General features: G+C 60.9%; 21 protein-coding genes. 3 read left to right on the top strand and 18 right to left on the bottom strand.

The annotated features are described in order from the left end of the window. Positions 1-166: 166 nt before the first annotated feature. The 13 genes from map to yqeB all read right to left on the bottom strand — a co-directional run bounded on the left by map (position 167) and on the right by yqeB (position 8577). The gene (gene map / locus DWZ52_RS07660; RefSeq protein ID WP_006235270.1) at positions 167-955 is read right to left on the bottom strand and encodes a type I methionyl aminopeptidase; all 789 of its coding nucleotides are present in this window, start codon (positions 953-955) and stop codon (positions 167-169) included. Beyond that, on the bottom strand, positions 952-1578 hold the full coding sequence (locus DWZ52_RS07665; RefSeq protein ID WP_055252238.1) for an adenylate kinase: 627 nt from the start codon (positions 1576-1578) through the stop codon (positions 952-954). Before DWZ52_RS07665 ends, map begins: the two co-directional genes overlap by 4 nt. An 18-nt stretch (positions 1579-1596) precedes the next feature. Next, positions 1597-2883, bottom strand: a complete 1287-nt coding sequence (gene secY / locus DWZ52_RS07670; protein ID WP_035137447.1) for a preprotein translocase subunit SecY — start codon at positions 2881-2883, stop codon at positions 1597-1599. Then, the gene (gene rplO, locus DWZ52_RS07675) at positions 2877-3326 is read right to left on the bottom strand and encodes a 50S ribosomal protein L15 (RefSeq protein ID WP_006235267.1); all 450 of its coding nucleotides are present in this window, start codon (positions 3324-3326) and stop codon (positions 2877-2879) included. The genes secY and rplO overlap by 7 nt, the downstream gene beginning before the upstream one ends. Positions 3327-3329: 3 nt before the next feature. Further along, positions 3330-3512: a 50S ribosomal protein L30 gene (gene rpmD / locus DWZ52_RS07680; protein ID WP_006235266.1), complete on the bottom strand. Its 183-nt coding sequence runs from the start codon at positions 3510-3512 to the stop codon at positions 3330-3332. Between the two features lie 2 nt (positions 3513-3514). Then, on the bottom strand, positions 3515-4039 hold the full coding sequence (gene rpsE / locus DWZ52_RS07685) for a 30S ribosomal protein S5 (RefSeq protein ID WP_055252236.1): 525 nt from the start codon (positions 4037-4039) through the stop codon (positions 3515-3517). A 14-nt stretch (positions 4040-4053) separates the two neighbouring features. After that, positions 4054-4422: a 50S ribosomal protein L18 gene (gene rplR, locus DWZ52_RS07690; protein WP_006235264.1), complete on the bottom strand. Its 369-nt coding sequence runs from the start codon at positions 4420-4422 to the stop codon at positions 4054-4056. A gap of 75 nt (positions 4423-4497) precedes the next feature. Beyond that, positions 4498-5034, bottom strand: coding sequence for a 50S ribosomal protein L6 (gene rplF, locus DWZ52_RS07695; RefSeq protein WP_006235263.1), 537 nt, complete (start codon positions 5032-5034; stop codon positions 4498-4500). Between the two features lie 33 nt (positions 5035-5067). Then, a complete protein-coding gene (rpsH, locus tag DWZ52_RS07700) occupies positions 5068-5466 on the bottom strand; it encodes a 30S ribosomal protein S8 (protein WP_006235262.1) in 399 nt (132 codons plus the stop codon). Between the two features lie 119 nt (positions 5467-5585). Next, positions 5586-5771: a type Z 30S ribosomal protein S14 gene (locus DWZ52_RS07705; RefSeq protein ID WP_022094280.1), complete on the bottom strand. Its 186-nt coding sequence runs from the start codon at positions 5769-5771 to the stop codon at positions 5586-5588. 79 nt (positions 5772-5850) lie between these two features. Then, positions 5851-6408 (bottom strand): 50S ribosomal protein L5, encoded by a 558-nt coding sequence (gene rplE, locus DWZ52_RS07710; protein ID WP_006235260.1) that lies wholly within the window; start codon positions 6406-6408, stop codon positions 5851-5853. Positions 6409-6729: 321 nt separating this feature from the next. Then, positions 6730-7773 carry an XdhC family protein gene (locus tag DWZ52_RS07715; RefSeq protein ID WP_118385254.1) on the bottom strand — a complete coding sequence of 348 codons (1044 nt, stop codon included), beginning with the start codon at positions 7771-7773 and terminating at the stop codon, positions 6730-6732. A gap of 9 nt (positions 7774-7782) precedes the next feature. Continuing rightward, on the bottom strand, positions 7783-8577 hold the full coding sequence (gene yqeB / locus DWZ52_RS07720; RefSeq protein WP_117786814.1) for a selenium-dependent molybdenum cofactor biosynthesis protein YqeB: 795 nt from the start codon (positions 8575-8577) through the stop codon (positions 7783-7785). A gap of 102 nt (positions 8578-8679) precedes the next feature. Here yqeB and yqeC point away from each other — a divergent pair, with 102 nt between their 5' ends. Further along, positions 8680-9417 carry a selenium cofactor biosynthesis protein YqeC gene (gene yqeC / locus DWZ52_RS07725; protein WP_117786813.1) on the top strand — a complete coding sequence of 246 codons (738 nt, stop codon included), beginning with the start codon at positions 8680-8682 and terminating at the stop codon, positions 9415-9417. Between the two features lie 79 nt (positions 9418-9496). Here the strand turns inward: yqeC and hydA are convergent, their stop codons facing one another. From hydA to dpaL, 5 genes are all read right to left on the bottom strand, one after another. Next, the gene (hydA, locus tag DWZ52_RS07730) at positions 9497-10864 is read right to left on the bottom strand and encodes a dihydropyrimidinase (protein WP_117786812.1); all 1368 of its coding nucleotides are present in this window, start codon (positions 10862-10864) and stop codon (positions 9497-9499) included. Positions 10865-10873: 9 nt separating this feature from the next. Beyond that, the gene (locus DWZ52_RS07735; protein ID WP_158551151.1) at positions 10874-11488 is read right to left on the bottom strand and encodes a nucleotidyltransferase family protein; all 615 of its coding nucleotides are present in this window, start codon (positions 11486-11488) and stop codon (positions 10874-10876) included. Between the two features lie 150 nt (positions 11489-11638). Then, a complete protein-coding gene (gene ygeW, locus DWZ52_RS07740; protein ID WP_118385256.1) occupies positions 11639-12841 on the bottom strand; it encodes a knotted carbamoyltransferase YgeW in 1203 nt (400 codons plus the stop codon). A gap of 201 nt (positions 12842-13042) precedes the next feature. Then, the gene (locus DWZ52_RS07745) at positions 13043-14428 is read right to left on the bottom strand and encodes a YgeY family selenium metabolism-linked hydrolase (protein ID WP_055252228.1); all 1386 of its coding nucleotides are present in this window, start codon (positions 14426-14428) and stop codon (positions 13043-13045) included. Between the two features lie 74 nt (positions 14429-14502). Next, positions 14503-15717 carry a diaminopropionate ammonia-lyase gene (dpaL, locus tag DWZ52_RS07750; RefSeq protein ID WP_118385257.1) on the bottom strand — a complete coding sequence of 405 codons (1215 nt, stop codon included), beginning with the start codon at positions 15715-15717 and terminating at the stop codon, positions 14503-14505. Between the two features lie 277 nt (positions 15718-15994). On the opposite strand from dpaL, the gene DWZ52_RS07755 reads away from it, so the two are divergent. Next, positions 15995-16648 carry a transcriptional regulator gene (locus DWZ52_RS07755; protein WP_022094290.1) on the top strand — a complete coding sequence of 218 codons (654 nt, stop codon included), beginning with the start codon at positions 15995-15997 and terminating at the stop codon, positions 16646-16648. Positions 16649-16770: 122 nt separating this feature from the next. Further along, positions 16771-17757, top strand: coding sequence for a hypothetical protein (locus DWZ52_RS10265; protein ID WP_118385259.1), 987 nt, complete (start codon positions 16771-16773; stop codon positions 17755-17757). Positions 17758-17814: the final 57 nt, after the last annotated feature.

Raw genomic sequence — 17814 nt, forward strand, 5'->3', positions numbered from 1 at the left:
TATCTTCGTAATGGCTCCACAACTAAGCGGAACTTGTTACATTTGAGAAATGTAAAACAAAGCCGTTCCCTGATGCCCAAGATCGCCTTGAAATGAGAAGGCATAGACCTTGGGGTCATGCCTTCGAAATTGAAAGGCGAGGTTGGGCATCAGGGGGCGGCGACTTTTACATTTCACCGCCTTGCAAGGAACACCAAGCACCCTGGGCATCCGTGGTGAGAATCACCGGACCGTCATTGGTAATGGCGACGGTGTTCTCGTAGTGTGCGGCGGGCAGGTGGTCGTTGGTCGTAACAATCCAACCGTCGGAGCCCGTGCTCACATGGTTGGAACCCATCGTAACCATCGGCTCGATGGCAATGACCATGCCGGCCTGGAGGCGAACGCCCCTCCCCTTCTTTCCATAGTTAGGAACGTTGGGGTCCTCGTGCATCACGCGGCCAATGCCATGGCCCACATAGTCACGAAGCACGCCGTAACCGTGAGACTCGGCGAGGGACTGAACGGCGTAACCAACATCCCCGATATGGTTACCGGGAACAGCCTGCTCGATGGCAGCCTTAAGGCAATCGCGCGTGACCTCGCACAGGGCCTTGGCCTCGGGCGTGGGTGTGCCGACAAAAAACGTCCAAGCGTTATCGCCAACCCAACCGTCGACAACGGCTCCCGTATCGATGGAGATGATATCGCCATCGCGCAGGATCATGTCGGGGTTGGGAATACCGTGGACCACGGCATCGTTAATCGATGCGCAAATGGTACCGGGGAACCCGCCGTAACCCTTAAAGGCCGGGGTGCCGCCATGCATACGGATAATCTGCTCCGCGAGCTGATCGAGCTCAAAGGTCGAAACACCAGGGCGCACCATGGCTCCAACGTGGCGGAGCGCCATCTTAGATAGCGCTCCTGCCTTCTTCATCTGCTCGATTTGCGTTGCAGACTTAATCTTGATCATAGACCAAGAGCCTCTTTGACATCCCCGTACACGGTCTCGCGAGCCTGGTCACCGTTGACCGACTTGAGCAGACCCTGGCCACGATAGTAGTCGACGAGCGGGCTCGTGGACTTCTCGTAGACGTCGAGACGGTTCTTGATGGTCTCGGGCTTGTCGTCGTCGCGCTGATACATCTCGCCGGCGCACTTGGGGCAGGTAGCATCGGCAGCGGTGCCGGTGTAACCGCAGGCGCGGCAGGTGCGACGCGAAGACAGACGATCGATGATGACCTCGGGGGCCACGTCGACCAGAAGGGCGCAGTCGATCTCGCGACCCATGGCGGAGAGCTCGGAATCGAGCGTCACAGCCTGGGCGGTGTTGCGCGGGAAGCCGTCGAGGATGAAGCCCTGCTGGGCGTCATCGGCAGCAAGGCGCTCCTTGACAAGGTCGATCACGAGCTGGTCGGGAACGAGCTCGCCAGCGTCCATGTACTTCTTAGCCTGAATACCAAGCTCGGTGCCACCCTTGACGGCAGCACGCAGCAGGTCGCCCGTGGAAATGTGAGCGACGCCAAACTCGGCGACGAGCTCCTGTGCGACGGTGCCCTTACCGGCACCCGGAGCTCCGAGCAATACGAGGTTCATGAGCAATCCTCCTCTAGCCTATTTAAAGAATCCATCGTAATCATACATCTTGATCTGGCCTTCGAGCTTATCGACCGTGTCGAGCACGACGCCGACCATGATGAGGATGGACGTGCCGCCAAATGCCTGGATCAGATGGTTACCCGTGAAGGAGAAGATGATCGAAGGCACGATGGCGATGAGCGCCAAAAAGACAGCGCTGGGAAGCGTGATCTTGTTGAGCGCGTTCTTGATGTAGGCCGCGGTAGCCCTACCCGGACGGACGCCCGGAATAAAGCCGCCCTGCTTCTTAAGGTTGTCGGCCGTGTCATCGGGGTTGAACACCATGGAGGTGTAGAAGTACGCGAAGAACACGATGAGGACAACATTAAGCACCCAGTTGAGCCAACCGGTCGAAAGCGCAGAGGCAACTGCCTGAATCCAGCCGATGCCGGGGAAGAACACGGCAATCTGAGCCGGGAAGTACAGCAGCGCCGAAGCGAAGATGATCGGCACGACACCCGCGGTATTGACCTTGATGGGCAGGTAGGTGGTCTGGCCACCCATCATGCGACGGCCCACGACGCGCTTAGCGTAGGAGACCGGGATGCGGCGCTGGCCGCGCTCAAGAAAAACAATCAGCGGGATAACCAGCAGGATGATGGCGCAGATGATCACCATGGTGATGATGCCACCGGCATTACCCTCGGTGCTGGAGAAGATCGCCTGCGGCAGGCCGGCCATGATGTTCGCAAAGATGATCAGGGACATGCCATTGCCGATACCGCGCTGGGTGATGAGCTCACCAATCCACATGATCAGCATAGCGCCCGCAGTGAGCGTGCCGACGATCATGAGGTCGAAGATGATCTCGGGAGCGCCGGCGCCATTAAAGCTGATGCCGAAGCTCTTAAAGAGGAAGAGGTAACCCACGGAGTTGAGGATTGCCAGAGCCAGGGTGAGGTAACGCGAATACTGCGTAATCTTGGTCTGACCGACCTCGCCCTCGCGGGCAAGCTCATGCAGGGAAGGCACAACGGCCTGGAGCATCTGGAGGATGATTGAGCTGGTGATGTAAGGCATGATGCCCAGCGAAAACACCGACACATAGCTCAACGCGCCGCCAGAGAAAAGATTCAGGAGGGCCATAGCACCTGCGGCGACCGAATTGTTATCGGTCGAGAAAAGGCCCAGCATCCCCTGGAAGGGAATGCCGGGCACAGGAACGTGCGCACCAATGCGGTACACGACGAGCATAGCTATGGTAAAAAGAATCTTTTCGCGCAATTCTTTGATGCGGAAAGCATTCTTAAGACCATTTAGCACGGCAGCTCGACCTTTCCGCCGGCGGCCTCGATCTTGGCCTGCGCAGAAGCGCTTACCTTGTCGACCTTGACCGTGAACTTCTTGGTGAGCTCACCATTGCCGAGCACCTTGACGGGCTCGAACTCGCTCTTGGTGATGCGAGCGGCCTTAAGAGCGGCACCGTCGATCACAGCGCCATCCTCGAACTTACGCTCGAGACGCTCAACGTTAACAGCGGTGTACTCGATACGACGGGGGTTGCGGAAGCCCGGAAGCTTGGGCAGGCGCATAGCCAGCGGAGTCTGGCCACCCTCGAAGCCGGCACCCTTGGTGCCGCCAGAGCGGGAACCCTGGCCCTTCTGGCCGCGGCCAGAAGTGGTGCCGTGACCCGAAGAATTGCCACGGCCGACGCGCTTGCGGTTCTTGGTGGAACCGGGCGCGGGAGTAAGATCGTGAAGCTGCATTTGCTACTCCTCTACAATCTCGACAAGGTGCTTGACCTTGAAGATCATGCCGCGGACGGACTCGTTGTCAGCAATCTCGCGAACCTCGCGGATCCTGTGGAGACCGAGGGCACGGACAGTACGGACCTGGTCCTGCTTGCAACCGTTGGTGCTGCGGACCTGCTTGATCTTGATGGTGTCAGCCATGCTTAGTTCTCCTTACCGACGAACATCTCGGAGACCGTCAGGCCACGGCGAGCCGCGACGTCCTCAGGGCTGGAGAGCTCCTTGAGGCCCTCGACGGCAGCCTTGATGATGTTGAGGCCGTTGTCGGTACCGAGGGACTTGGACAGGACGTTCTTGATGCCAGCAAGCTCGAAGAGGGGACGCACAGCGCCGCCGGCGATAACGCCGGTACCCTCGACAGCGGGCTTGATGATGATGCGGCCGGCACCAAAGTGGCCGAGAACCTCGTGCGGGATGGTGCCCTGCTCGGTCACCGGCACGTGGAACATGTTCTTCTTGGCATCGAGAGACGCCTTGGAGATGGCCAGGGGCACCTCAGCGGACTTGCCCATGCCAACGCCGACGTTGCCCTTGCCGTCGCCAACGACGACGAGAGCGACGAGGCTCATGCGACGACCACCCTTGACGGTCTTCGACACGCGGTTGATGTAAACGACGCGCTCCTCGAACTCGGAGGCCTCGCGCTGCTGCTTCTGATTACGAGCCATGTGCTACATACCTCCTAGAACTCGAGACCGGCGGCACGAGCACCGTCGGCGAGGGCCTTGACGCGGCCATGGTAGATACGGCCACCGCGATCGAAGGCGACCTTGGTGATGCCGGCCTCGATGGCGCGCTTGCCAACGAGCTGACCGACCTTCTCCGCAGCCTCCTTGTTCGAGGTGTGGGTGCCCTTGAACTCGGCCTCGAGGGTCGAGGCAGAGACGAGCGTCAGGCTAGAGCCCTTGCTGTCGTCGATGATCTGGGCATAGATGTTGGCGTTAGTACGGGTCACGCGAAGACGCGGACGCTCGGAGGTACCCGAGACCTTGCCGCGAACACGACGCTGACGACGCTTGAGGCCTTCCAGCTTCGCCTTATGCTTGTTCATACGTAAACTCCTAAAAAGGTTGATCTTGCCAGCACCTGACGGGGTGCTGGTCTTATGCGAGTGAGTCGGTTACGACTACTTGGCGGCCTTACCCAGCTTGCGGCGGATGTGCTCGCCAACGTAGTGGATACCCTTGCCCTTGTAAGGCTCGGGAGGACGATGGCCGCGGATCTCAGCGGCGATCTGACCGACCTGCTGCTTGTTGATACCCTTGACGTTCACGTGGGTGTTGTCGGGAACCTCGAAGGTGATGCCCTCGGGAGCCTCGACGATCACGGGGTGCGAGAAGCCCAGGGAGAACTCGAGGTTCTTGCCCTTCTGCTGCACGCGGTAACCGACGCCGGCGAGCTCGAGCTTCTTCTCGAAGCCCTCGGAAACGCCGACAACCATGTTGTGGATGAGGGCGCGGGTGAGGCCGTGGCGGGCACGGGTCTCACGCTCGTCGTCGGGACGGGAAACGGTGAGGACGTTGTCCTCGACGTTGATAGCGAGCTTCTCAAAGACATCGAGCTCGAGCTGGCCCTTGGGGCCCTTGACGACAACGTTGTTGCCGTTGACTGCCACTTCGACTCCGGCGGGAATCTGGACAGGCTTATTACCGATACGAGACACGGTGATCTCCTTTCCTTCTACCTACCGAGCGAATTACCAGACGTAAGCGATGATCTCGCCGCCGACGTTGTGCTTGCGAGCATCGCGGTCGGTCATGACGCCATGGCTGGTGGAAATAATGGCGGTACCAAGGCCGCCGCGGACGCGGGGCATGTCGGCAACGCCGGTGTACTTACGCAGGCCCGGCTTGGAAATGCGGCGGATGCCGTTGATGACCTTAGCCTTCTTGGGACCATACTTAAGCGTGATGTGCAGAGTCTTCTGGGGAACGGTGTCCTCGACATCGTAGCCCTCGATGTAGCCCTCCTCGTGCAGAACACGAGCGATCTCGACGAGCTTCTTGCTGCTCGGCATGGAGACCGTGGCCTTGTTCACAGAGTTAGCGTTACGGATGCGCGTAAGCATATCTGCGATCGGGTCTGTAAGGTTCATACAGATTCTCCTTCGTTCTTGATGAACACGTGCTCTTGGTTCTTCGCCGCCCTTAACGGCAAAGCCTTTTTAGCGCGTTTTCCCTGTTCCAAACTGATGCTTGAAACGCTGGTAGTGACTTACCAGCTGGCCTTCTTAACGCCGGGAAGCTCGCCCTTGAGTGCAAGCTCGCGGAAGCAGACACGGCACAGGCCGAACTTGCGGTACACAGAGTGCGGACGGCCGCAGCGCTGGCAGCGCGTGTACTCACGAGTAGAGAACTTCTGCTTGCGATTGCACTTGACGATCATCGATGTCTTAGCCACTTATATCCTCCTCACATAGAGTATTGTTCGCCCCAAGCGCCGCCCCCTTGTGGGAACGGCGCTTATAGGGCAGGTGAACCTATTTCTTGAACGGGAAACCGAAGGCGTCCAGAAGGGCCTTGGCCTCCTCATCGGTGTTGGCGGTGGTCACGAAAGTGATGTCCATGCCACGCTGGTGATCGACGGAGTCGAAGTCGATCTCGGGGAAGATGAGCTGCTCGGTAACGCCCATGGAGAAGTTACCACGGCCGTCGAAGCTCTTGGCGGAGATGCCGCGGAAGTCGCGGATACGGGGGATCGCGACGGAGGTCAGACGATCGAAGAACTCCCACATACGGTCGCCACGCAGGGTAACCTTGCAGCCGATCGGCATACCAGCGCGCAGGCGAAAGGTAGCGATGGACTTGCGGGCACGGGTGATCATCGGCTGCTGGCCGGTGATGGCGCGCAGGTCGCGCACGGCACCGTCGATGGCCTTGGAATCGGTAGCGGCCTCGCCGACACCCATGTTCACGACGATCTTCTCAAACTTGGGGATCATCATGACGTTCTCGTACTGGAACTTGTCCTGAAGCTGCTGCTTGACCTCGTTGTTGTACTTGGTCTTCAGACGCGGCACATACTTCTCTTCTGCCATTGTTCACTCCTTCTTGGGGTTTTAAGCACGGGGCGTGGCCACGATGGGTTGTCCTCGTGCCTCCTGGCTGCATCCGCGCCGCTCATGGCATTTCGCGGTTTGGACTCGACGCAGCAGGAGCCGACAAAACAATCGGTACTATACGCGCATCGGGAGCGTATTTCCAGAAAAACCTCGTCTGCCTGCACAACTCCACAACTCCCCCGCACATATTGATCCCTAGGGGATCAAAATGGCAGTTGCGGTGAAATAGGGACTGTTTGACGGCTTAACCGGCTTAAACAGTCCGTATTTCACCGCATCTTATTGATGGGGATGCGACTAGCGCTTGCGGGGGACGAGCTTGGTGCGGCGCAGGTGGATCATCTCGGCAGCGATGGAGATGGCAATCTCCTCGGGATCCTCGGCCTCGATGGCAACGCCGATCGGCAGGTGCAGCCCGTCGATCTGGTCCTGCGTAAAGCCCTCCTGCTCCAGGCGGGCGCGCACAAAGGCCGTCTTGCGGCGCGAACCCAGACAGCCCAGATAGGCGGGTTTGGCGCGCATGGCCTGAATCACCACGTCGATATCGGACTTGTGGCCTGCTGTGGCAACGACCACCAGGTCGCGCGGGCCGATTGGGCACTGCTCGCTCAGGTTCTTGTAGTCGACCAGACGACGGTCGTAGACACCGGGCACCCATTCGGGGGTCAGCGTGCCGGGGCGGTCGTCGCAGGCCACGACGGCAAAACCCGCCGCCGTGAGCACCCGCGCCGTCGCAGCGCCCACGTGGCCGCAGCCAAAGATATAAGTCAGGCCCTCGGGGCAGAGCGTCTCGACGTGCGCCACGGGAATCTCGGAGGCCGCGTTGGTGTAGCTGACCTTACTCCCCTCCTCCACCAGCGAAAGCCCGGGGCAGCCCGCAATGGTACGGCGCGATTCCTCGCCATGGTACTCGGCCACATCGCCCTCGAGCGCGCTCGCGACAAACGGCTCAAAGTCGATGACGAAGTCGCCGATGCGCCGATAGGCCAAGACGTCGGCAATTTCCTGGAACAACGGTACCTGGGTCGCATCCAGATGCAGGTAGCACAAGCAGATGGCTCCGCCGCAGATCATGCCGGTATCGGAGTTCTCGCCGCCCATAGTGTAGCGGACCAGACGCGACTGTCCCGCGCTCAGGAGCTCGCGCGCCTCATCCAGCGCAAAGAGTTCAATCTTGCCACCGCCGATAGTGCCCGCCTGGCTGCCATCGGCAAGGACGGCCATCCAGGCGCCCACGCCGCGCGGTGACGACCCTGCCGTGCCGGCCACTACCACCAGTTCGCACGTCTCACCAGCACGCAAGGCGGCAAGCGCCGCATTCACAACATCGAGCTTTTCCATTGCCGCCTTCTATCCTCTAAAGACACCGGTGAGCATAGCGAGCGCCTCGAGCACACCGCCGCCGACCGACGTCGCCTTGTCCGAAATGTAGTTGATATAGCTGGCATCGCCGCGCGGATCGACATCGGCGCATTTAAAGCCCTCAGTCACCTGCACGCCGTTCGCCAAAAGCCCGCGCAAGCAGCCGTCAATCTGCGTGACCATGGGAGTATCACCCGCATACCCGATCACATCGCCGGCACTCACGATGTCGCCGATGGTGCGGTCGGACCTAAACACGCCGGCGGCGGGGCTGTGGATAACACGTTCCTTGCCATAGCCGGCGATAATGCCCGGCACGCCCGTGTTGGGCTGGGGCGAACCTTGGGTAATGACACGGCCGAGAAAATGTCCGCGCATGGTCTCGACCACGGCGTCGCAGTCAACCGGCGCGGTAAAGCCCGGCCCCACAGCGATGACGGCAGGCGCCATGTCGCGCGTGGTGCCCAAGTTGCGCTTAGCCAAAATCGCGTCGACCACAGCCGCGGGTTTAAGCTCATCGAGCATCTTGGCCTGAGGGTCCACCACAACGGCGACGTCTCCAGCCTCGGTAATCTCAAGCGCCTCAGCCGGCGTCCGTGCCAAGCGAGCGCGAATGCCTTCGACCTCGACCTCGCCCAGGCGAATGGCCTCGCAAAAACAGATTGTGCGGCGGATGCACGTGGGAACCGCGATATCGGCCATAACGACCGAAACGCCGGCGCGCACCAAGCGAGCGGCGACGCCCGTGGCGATATCGCCGGCGCCGCGAACATAAACGAGCATTCCCGGGGCACCTCCCTGTGCTACGGTTTGAGCAGAGCAAAAGCGGTTCGGCCGCTACTCTGATGATTATTTATTATCACAGTATTATACGGCGGTGAACAGATGGAAACGACGAGCGGAAACCTTGCCTCCGCGCTCAAGATCGAGCCGGGCATTACCGCGATTATCGGCAGCGGCGGCAAGTCGACGTTGCTGAAGATGCTGGGTCTCGAGCTCATGCGCGGCGGCGGGCGCGTGCTCCTCTGCACCACCACGCACATGTTTCCCGTCGCCGGCGTGCCATGGGACGGGTCGAGCCGTCGCCTGGACGCCGCGCCTTGGAAGCCGGGGACCCCGCATGTTCCCGGCTGCACCTGCGAGGCATGCGCGGAACTTGTCCGCGGAAGCATCTGCCAGGCGGGTGTTTTGGACCCGGAGACAGGCAAGCTCTCCGCCCCCGCTGAGCCGATCGACCAGCTGGCGCAGCGCTTTGACTATGTGTTGGCCGAGGCAGATGGCAGCAAGCGACTCCCGCTCAAGGCGCATGCCGCCTGGGAGCCGGTAATTCCCGCCGCCACGGCAAACGTTGTCTGGGTCGTCGGCGCCTCGGGGCTGGGCAGGCCCGTCGCCGAGGTTGTCCACCGCCCCGAGCTCTTCTGCGAGCGCTGCGGCTGCGAGCCTACCGACATCGCCACGCCCGAGCGCGTCGCCCAGGTGCTCAATGCCGAGATGCAGGCGCTGGGACTCAGCACCGCACGCGTCATGCTCAACCAAGCCGACACGCTTGCCGACCCAACAATGGCAGATCGCTTCGAGGCAGCCCTCAACCGCCCCCTCATCGCCACCAGCCTCCAGGGGTAGCAAATTTGGGACGGGGCTCTTTTTGCTACCCCGTCCCGAAAAATCATCTCCCAAATTAGCTACCCCGGCGGTCTTCCTGTTAGCGGGGCACGTAGCGGCCGGGTTGGGCTCCGGTGGGCTCGCCGTCGCGTGCCGCCAGCACGCCGTTCACAAACACGGCCTTGGCGCGGCCATGTGCCCCAAAGCCCTCGAGCGGCGTGTAGTCCACGGCCTGATGCTGCGTCGCGGCGCTGATCGTCCAACGCGCGCACGGATCCCACACGCACACGTCGGCATCGGCGCCCTCGGCAAGACAGCCCTTGCGCGGATACATGCCAAAAACGCGCGCCGGGTTCTCGCTCATCAAGCGGCACAGATCCTCGGGACCCAGCTGTCCCTCAAAGCTCGTGGCAATCGCAACGGGACGATGCTCCACGCCGGGCCCGCCGTTGGGAATCGCGCGGAAATCATCGCGTCCTCGGTCCTTTTGCCCGTGCAGATTAAAGCTGCAGTGGTCGGTGGCAATAGTATCGATCTCGCCAGCCACAAGCGCCTCGCGCAGCGCGGCACGGTCACCGGCATGGCGCAGCGGCGGGCTCATCACGTACTTGGCGCCCGCAAAGCCGTCCTCGCCCTGCTCCAGATAGCAGGTGTCGTCGAGCATCAGATACTGAGGGCATGTCTCGACATAGATGTTCTTCTGCCCGCGCGCTTTGGCAGCGCGAATGGCCTCGAGCCCCAGCTTGGTCGAAAGGTGCACCACGTTGACCGGAGCGTCCCCGGCCAAGTGCGCCAGATACAGCAGGCGGCTCACGGCCTCGGCCTCACACACGTCCGGACGGCTGAGCGCATGGCCCTCGGGCCCGTGGATACCCTGCTCAAACACGCGCTTCTGCAGCGCGTTGACCAACGTGCCGTTCTCGCAATGCACGCACAGGATACCGCCCACGCGCTTGAGCTCCTCCAGCACCTCGAGCGTCTCGGCATCGTCCAGGCGCAGATGGTCGTAGGCAAAGTAGGTCTTAAACGACGACACGCCCGCCTCGCGCATGGCCGAAAGATCGGCGCGGTTGCGCTCATTCCACTCGGCAAGCGCCATATGGAAGGCATAGTTGGCGGTGCAGGTGCCGTCGGCGCGATGACGCCACTCGACCAAGGCATCGGGCATGGTCACGCCGCGATCGGCCGTCGCGTAGTCCACAATGGTCGTCGTGCCGCCGCAGGCAGCCGCGCGCGTGCCGGTCTCAAAGCTATCGGCTGTCCAATCCATGCCGGTCCAGCACTGCATGTGCGTGTGCCCATCGATAAAGCCCGGGAACACCCAGCAGCCCGCAGCATCCTCGACGGTATCGCCCTCGGCCGGCTCAATCGCCGCGGCAATCCGCACGATCTTATCGCCATCCATGGCAAGATCGGCGCGGCGAAGCCCCTGGGGCGTCACGAGTGCGCCGTTTTTGATGATGATCATAATTGCTCCTTATTGATTGATGCAGTTGGCCACGCGATCAAAATACGAGCAGGCGGCGATATGCTCCGTTATGCGTCGCTGTCCCTTGACGGTATCGACGTCCCACAGCTCGTAGGCACGCGCCTCGACCAGCACCACGTCGGTACGGTCCTTGAGGATCGAACCGCCGCCGTCCTTACCCTCAAGACACATAAGTGCATCGAACAGTTCCGCCGGAAAGAGCACCGGGCTCGAAGGCTCACCGTTGCACGCAAGACGCACCGGATGCTTGCGGCCACGCTCGTCAAATGCACGAACCATAGCCTCAAAAGAATCCGAACTCACGAGCGGCTGGTCGCCCGGCAAAAAGAGGCAACCTTTCCAGTTGCGTTCGACTCCCCACGAAAGGCCCGCACGGACGCTTTCGCTGCGCAGCTCGCCATCGTGCAGCACGCACGGGCAATGCTTGTCATCACAAATCTGAGCGACCTCGGGCCAACGCGTCGAAACCACAACGTCAAAGCCCCGGGGAACCGAATCAATGGTCCGGGCAATCAGCGGCTCGCCATAGATATCGGCGAGCATCTTGTTAGAGCCAAATCGCTTGCCCTCGCCCGAAGCCATAATGACGCAACCAAGTTTCATGGCGATACCTCCCCTGGAACCATCGTACCCATAACTCGCGTCGCGGGGCATCTACATCGAAAGCGCTTATCCCGCACGCCCACGATGCAAAAAGGGGCACCCCGCCGGTTGGCAGAGCGCCCCCTTTACATGGCTTACCTCAACCCAGCTTTAGGCCTGGAACCAACGGGCGGTGTTGCGCTCGTCGAGGGCCTTGAGGGTAGCGGCGGGATCGGCAACCTTCTGCAGGAACATCATGGCTGCGATGGCGTACGGCTTGTAGCTGGCCTCCTTGTACATACCCACGCGGTGCATGTCGAAGACGTCGGCGTTGACCTCGCCGTGCTCGCAAGAGACACCGGAGATGTCGGCGGGCAGCGGATGCATAAAGATGGTGTCCTGGTCGTTGGCGGTCTTCTCCATGAGCTCGGTCGTGGAGCACCAATCCTGATGCGTGGCGTTCTGAGCGAGCAGCTCCTTCTCGAGTGCAGCGATGCCGGCGTCGTCGCCCTCGGCGTACAGGTTGGTGCGCTTCTCCATGGCGGCAAACGGAGCCCAGCTCTTCGGGATCACGATATCGGCGCCCTCGAAGGCCTCGGCCATGGTGTTGACCTGCTTAAAGGTGGTGCCGGACTCGGCGGCATAACCCTTGGCGCGCTCGACGACCTCGGGCATGAGGTCGTAGCCCTCGGGGTGGGCCAAGGTGACGTCCATGCCAAAACGGGGCAGCAGGCTGATCAGCGACTGCGGGCAGGACAGCGGCTTGCCGTAAGAGGGCGAGTAGGCCCAGGTGACGGCAACCTTTTTGCCCTTGAGGTTCTCAAGACCGCCAAACTCGTTGATGAGGTAGAGCATGTCGGCAGAGGACTGCGTGGGGTGATCGGAGTCGGACTGCAGGGAGATGAGCGTGGGACGGTGATCCAGAACGCCGTCCTCGTAGGCCTGCTGGACAGACTCGGAGACCTCGGCCATGTAGGCGTCGCCCTTGCCGATGTACATGTCGTCGCGGATGCCGATGACGTCGGCCATGAAGGAGATCATGGTAGCGGTCTCGCGGACGGTCTCGCCGTGAGCGATCTGGGACTTCTTCTCGTCCAGGTCCTGCAGCTCAAGACCGAGCAGGTTGGCTGCCTTAGAGAAGGAGAAGCGCGTACGGGTGGAGTTGTCACGGAACAGGGAGACGGCCAGACCCGAATCGAAGATCTTGGACGAAACGTTGTTCTCGCGCAGCTCGCGCAGGGCGTCGGCGACGATGTAGAGCGCCTTGAGCTCATCGGTGGTCTTATCCCAGGTGTGCAGGAAGTCGCTGCCGTACATGCCCTTAAAATCGAGGCCGTTCAGCTGCTCGACGAGCTCGGTAAACTTGGCGTCCATGTAAATGTCCTTTCCAAAGATGAAACGATCGCAATGAGTAGATGTGCTCCGGCATGCGCGTGTGGCTAGAACATGCAGAGCACTATGACGAGGACCCGCTACCGTTGAGGAAGCATGGGAGATAACGACCGCGGGCCCCAAGTCAACAGGGGGTGCCGGGGACACGAGCTGTCCCCGGCTCAACAAGATCGAGGAATGGGACTAATCGATCTTGTTGTTGGTCAGACCGGCGCGGAACACGGTGGCGTCGCCATCGGCCTGGCTCGGATCGTAGAGGTTCAGGGCAGCCACATACATGGCGGCAGCGGTGACCAGGTCGTCCTTGTAGGTGACCTCGTTGGGAGCGTGAGCCTGAGACTCGGCACCCGGGCCGAAGCCGACGCAGGGGATGCCATAGCGGCCCTGGATGGAAACGCAGTTCGTGGAGAAGGTCCACTTGTCGCACAGCGGACGACCGGTGCGCTTGTCCATGCTGGGCTCGCAGCCGATGCGCTCGTCACCGAACATGGCCTTGTGGGCGTCGACGAGGGCCTTGACGTGCGGAGCGGTCTCCTTGTTGATCCACGTGGGGAAGTAAGCCTCGGTCTCGTAGACCTCGCCGGTCCAGGACGGACGGTCGTACATGTACATGGAGACCTTCACGTCGTCGCCGTACTTCTTGGCAGCCGGCAGGTTGCGGATCTCGTCTAGGCAGGACTCCCAGGTCTCACCGGCGGTCATGCGACGGTCGATGGAGATGGCGCAGGAGTCAGCCACGGCGCAACGGCTGGGGCTGGTGTAGAAGATCTGGCTGACGGTGCAGGTGCCGCGGCCCAGGAAGCGGGCATCCTCGAAGTGCTCGGGGTTGTACTTGGGGTCGAGCATCTTGACGAGGCCCTTGATGTCGGTCGACTCGTCGCAGCCGTTGTTGTTGAGGGCGCGGACGTCGGCGATGATGTCGGCCATCTTGTAGATGGCGTTATCGCCGCGGTCGGGAGCGGAACCGTGGCAGGAGGTGCCGTGAACGTCGACGCGGATTTCCATGCGGCCGCGGTGACCGCGATAGATGCCGCCATCGGTGGGCTCGGTGGAAATGACGAACTCGGGCTTAATGCCGTCCTTGTTGTAGATGTACTGCCAGCACATGCCGTCGCAGTCCTCTTCCTGGACGGTGCCGACGACCATGATCTTGTAGCCCTCGGGGATGAGGCCCATGTCCTTCATCATCTTGGCAGCGTAGGTAGCAGAAGCCATGCCGCCCTCCTGGTCAGAGCCGCCGCGGCCGTAGATGATCTCGTCGGTCTCGTAGCCCTCATAGGGATCGGCGTCCCAGTTCTCGATGTTGCCGATGCCGACGGTGTCGATGTGGGAGTCGATGGCGATGATCTTGTCGCCCTCGCCCATAAAGCCCATGACGTTGCCCAGGCCGTCGACCTTGACCTCGTCATAGCCAAGGCTCTCCATCTCGGCCTTGATGCAGGCGACAACCTCACCCTCCTCGCAAGACTCAGAGGGGTGGGAGATCATAGCGCGCAGGAAGCGAGTCATATCAGCACGATGAGACTCAGCAGCAGCCTTGATAGCGTCGAAATCGAGTTCTTTAGCCATTGTTCATAACCTTTCAAACGAAGGAATCTACCTGTGAGGTGGCGGAGCGATACCTATTTACTCCGCCCTAACGATTAGCAAGTGGGATATTCGCCTTCCCAAACAATACGGCGATACTGGTCGGGATCCGTATCGCCCTCGGTGGAGAAGCAGAGCACGGAGCTCGTCTTGTCCAGGCCGATGAGCTCCGTGAGCTCGGCGTACTCGGGATCGAGCATGAGAGTCTCGACCAGGCCGGTGGTCACAGCGCCGGACTCGCCGGAGATGACGCGCGGGTCGCCCTTCTCGGGAGCGCCCAGGGTGCGCATGCCGCGAGCGGTGACCCAGTCGGGGCAGGACACGAAGGCAGTGGTGTGGTTGCGCAGGATATCCCAGCCCAGGATGTTGGGCTCGCCGCAGCACAGGCCGGCCATGATGGAGGGCATGTCGCCGTCCACGATGCGCGGATCGCCGTCGCCGGCGGCAGCGCCCTTGTACAGGCAGGCGGCAGGCGCGCACTCAACCACGACGAAGGTGGGCGGGTTATCGGGATACAGGTTGGTAAAGTAGCCCACCACGGCGCCGGCGAGCGAGCCTACGCCAGCCTGGACAAACACGTGCGTCGGGCGGTTGATGGCCATCTCGCGCAGCTGCTCGGCAGCCTCGGAAGCCATGGTGCCGTAGCCCTCCATGATCCAGGACGGGATCTTCTCGTAGCCCTCCCAGGCGGTGTCCTGAACGATAACGCCGCGCTCGCAGGCGTCGGCCTCGGCGGCCGCCATGCGCACGCACTCGTCGTAGTTGACCTCTTCGATGGTCACCGTGGCGCCCTCGGCGGCGATGTTATCAAAGCGGGGCTTGGTGGAACCCTTGGGCATGTGCACGACGGCCTTCTGGCCCAGCTTGTTGGCAGCCCATGCCACGCCGCGGCCATGATTGCCGTCGGTGGCGGTAAAGAAGGTTGCCTGGCCAAAGTCCTTGGCAAGCTGATCGGAGGTCAGGTAATCGAAAGTGCACTCGGCAACGTCCTTGCCGGTCTCGTCGGCAATGTAGTTGGCCATGGCAAACGAGCCGCCCAGAACCTTAAAGGCGTTGAGGCCAAAGCGATAGCTCTCGTCCTTAACGCACAGGTTGGACAGACCCAGGCGCCCAGCCTGACCGTCCAGGCGGGCAAGCGGGGTGACGGTATATTGAGGGAACGACTGGTGGAAGGCACGGGCCTTCTTCACGTGGTCGAGACTCATGATTCCCAAGTGCTTGTCATCGCTCTTGGGCATCGTGTTGCCCGCCCACTGGATCTTATCGGCCATACGGTGAACTCCTTAAGTCCTCTCTTGCCGGCCCCCGCATACGCGTTTCAGCCCATTCCCATTCATGCGACTGAACTTTTATGTGGATGCCAAACAAAAAGTTTGTTAGTACTGTTCTATCACACTTTTTGATTGGTAAACCTAACAAATTGTTTGTTGCCGTAATCGGTACCTTTTCGCCGCCGAACGGTCATGAATTGCCTTGTTGATGGATTTGTTTGCGGTCAAGTGTGGTTTATGGCAAAGTGAGCCCAAACTAATTTTTAGGAAGGCACCCATGACCCCCGCACAGATTGAGTTCTACAAGCGCCTCGCACACGGTCTGGCGCTCCAATTTGGCCCCAACTGCGAAGTCGTCGTCCACGATCTGGAGACCGAGGACGTGGACCACTCCATCGTAGTGATCGAAAACGGCCACGTCAGCGGGCGCAAACTGGGTGACGGCCCCAGTCATATTGTGTTTGAGTCCATGCACGAGGGCACCACCGACGTGCACGACCGCGAACCATACCTCACCAAAACCACCGATGGCAAGCTGCTCAAGTCCTCGACCATTTTTATCCGCAACGACGAGGGCAAGCCCGTCGGCATTTTGGGCATCAACTTTGACATTACGCTTATGAAGGCTTTTGAGCGTTCACTCGACGCCTTTACCGGCACCGGCGGCACGGGCTATACCGAGCCCGAGCCCATTACCAAGAACATCGGCGACCTGCTCGAGGACCTGCTGCACGAGTGCGAACAGTTTGTGGGCAAGCCCGCGGCACTCATGACCAAAGACGAGCGCATTCGTGCCATTGGTTACCTCGACCGTCGCGGCGCCTTCCTCATTTCCAAGTCGAGCGAGCGCGCCTGCGAGTTCTTTGGCATCTCCAAATACAGCTTCTATAGCTACCTCAATGAGGCCAAGGCGGCGGCCGGCGACAAATAGTCAGCGCGCCTGCACCCCTCCCCTTTTTGGGCGCGAGTTCTGGAAAGCATGAATCCAAGACCGAGCCGCTTGGGAAGTTCCATATAATCGATGTCATTGGTATTTCGAAAGGGTGGAACAGAATGGCGTTGAGCAAGGCATCATGCACCGGTCGCGGATTGATTCCGGCAATTGATGGACATGTGCACCGCATGTTCGATGAGGGTGAAGACGACCTGTTTTCGCTGAGCCTTGACGACGTGATGGATGATCGCCCGTGGACCGCCGACGAACTCATGGGCGGCGGGGCTCGCCCGTCAAGCCCCAATCCCGCACTTGCGCCTAAGCCCGCATCTGCGCCGACTCCTGCGCAGTCGTCTGTTTCGACGCCCGCGCCTACGCCCGCACCCACTTCGGCGCCCACGCCCGCTCCCCGCCCTGCAAGCGACCCGTCCGAGACGGCGGCATTTCTCGCTGCAGCGACGCAGGGCAAATCGGCCGACAGCACCGTTATGTACAACGCCCAGCAGTTGCCCGTTCCTGCGGCACGCAAGCCTCCGATCACAAGGCTCGATGAGCCCGTTGCCCGTCAGGTTGCCTACGATTCCTGGGCTGCAGCCGATCTGGATGAGACCTCTACCGGCATGTCGGCGCTCGACGTTCCAGTTAACCCGCTTTTTGCCGCCAACACGAGCGCCGCGGACTATGAAGGCGGTGCGGCATATTCCGATTATTCCGATGGCTATGCTGACGCCGGTCGCATCGAGACCGAGGATTATGGCACCACATCGAGCGATTATCTCAACGATCCGTACGCCGCCACGCCTGCACCGGAATGTGACCCGGAGGCCGCGTCCGCACCGGCGTATACCAAAAGCACGGGCGAAGAGCGCTTCGCCGATTATTACGCCGAGGAAAAGGCGCTGCGTTTTTCGGAATTTCCGCAGGCAGTCAAGGTTGCCTTTATCGCCATTGTCATTGCCCTGCTCGGTGTCATTGCGTTTGAGGGATTCCGGCTGTTCTCCGGCCCCACCCAAGCGGAGTCGGCAACGCAGGAAAAAGAGGACGACAACCAGTACCTGGACATCAACACCCTCAAGGGCGACCCCAACGACGGAGACGACGAGTAACAGATGCCGAAAACTGAGGGCCGTAAACCAAATCAAGCGACTCGCGGGATTGTGGGG

The organism is Collinsella sp. AF33-16 (genome assembly GCF_003475325.1).
Taxonomy (GTDB): domain Bacteria; phylum Actinomycetota; class Coriobacteriia; order Coriobacteriales; family Coriobacteriaceae; genus Collinsella.

Excerpts from the sequence above, each read along its gene's own strand:
- map (WP_006235270.1), bottom strand. The coding sequence starts at position 955 with ATGATCAAGATTAAGTCTGCAACGCAAATCGAGCAGATGAAGAAGGCA.
- DWZ52_RS07665 (WP_055252238.1), bottom strand. The coding sequence starts at position 1,578 with ATGAACCTCGTATTGCTCGGAGCTCCGGGTGCCGGTAAGGGCACCGTC.
- rplO (WP_006235267.1), bottom strand. The coding sequence starts at position 3,326 with ATGCAGCTTCACGATCTTACTCCCGCGCCCGGTTCCACCAAGAACCGC.
- rpmD (WP_006235266.1), bottom strand. The coding sequence starts at position 3,512 with ATGGCTGACACCATCAAGATCAAGCAGGTCCGCAGCACCAACGGTTGC.
- rpsE (WP_055252236.1), bottom strand. The coding sequence starts at position 4,039 with ATGGCTCGTAATCAGAAGCAGCAGCGCGAGGCCTCCGAGTTCGAGGAG.
- rplR (WP_006235264.1), bottom strand. The coding sequence starts at position 4,422 with ATGAACAAGCATAAGGCGAAGCTGGAAGGCCTCAAGCGTCGTCAGCGT.
- rpsH (WP_006235262.1), bottom strand. The coding sequence starts at position 5,466 with ATGAACCTTACAGACCCGATCGCAGATATGCTTACGCGCATCCGTAAC.
- rplE (WP_006235260.1), bottom strand. The coding sequence starts at position 6,408 with ATGGCAGAAGAGAAGTATGTGCCGCGTCTGAAGACCAAGTACAACAAC.
- DWZ52_RS07715 (WP_118385254.1), bottom strand. The coding sequence starts at position 7,773 with ATGGAAAAGCTCGATGTTGTGAATGCGGCGCTTGCCGCCTTGCGTGCT.
- yqeB (WP_117786814.1), bottom strand. The coding sequence starts at position 8,577 with ATGCTCGTTTATGTTCGCGGCGCCGGCGATATCGCCACGGGCGTCGCC.
- yqeC (WP_117786813.1), top strand. The coding sequence starts at position 8,680 with ATGGAAACGACGAGCGGAAACCTTGCCTCCGCGCTCAAGATCGAGCCG.
- hydA (WP_117786812.1), bottom strand. The coding sequence starts at position 10,864 with ATGATCATCATCAAAAACGGCGCACTCGTGACGCCCCAGGGGCTTCGC.
- DWZ52_RS07735 (WP_158551151.1), bottom strand. The coding sequence starts at position 11,488 with ATGAAACTTGGTTGCGTCATTATGGCTTCGGGCGAGGGCAAGCGATTT.
- ygeW (WP_118385256.1), bottom strand. The coding sequence starts at position 12,841 with ATGGACGCCAAGTTTACCGAGCTCGTCGAGCAGCTGAACGGCCTCGAT.
- DWZ52_RS07745 (WP_055252228.1), bottom strand. The coding sequence starts at position 14,428 with ATGGCTAAAGAACTCGATTTCGACGCTATCAAGGCTGCTGCTGAGTCT.
- dpaL (WP_118385257.1), bottom strand. The coding sequence starts at position 15,717 with ATGGCCGATAAGATCCAGTGGGCGGGCAACACGATGCCCAAGAGCGAT.
- DWZ52_RS07755 (WP_022094290.1), top strand. The coding sequence starts at position 15,995 with ATGACCCCCGCACAGATTGAGTTCTACAAGCGCCTCGCACACGGTCTG.
- DWZ52_RS10265 (WP_118385259.1), top strand. The coding sequence starts at position 16,771 with ATGGCGTTGAGCAAGGCATCATGCACCGGTCGCGGATTGATTCCGGCA.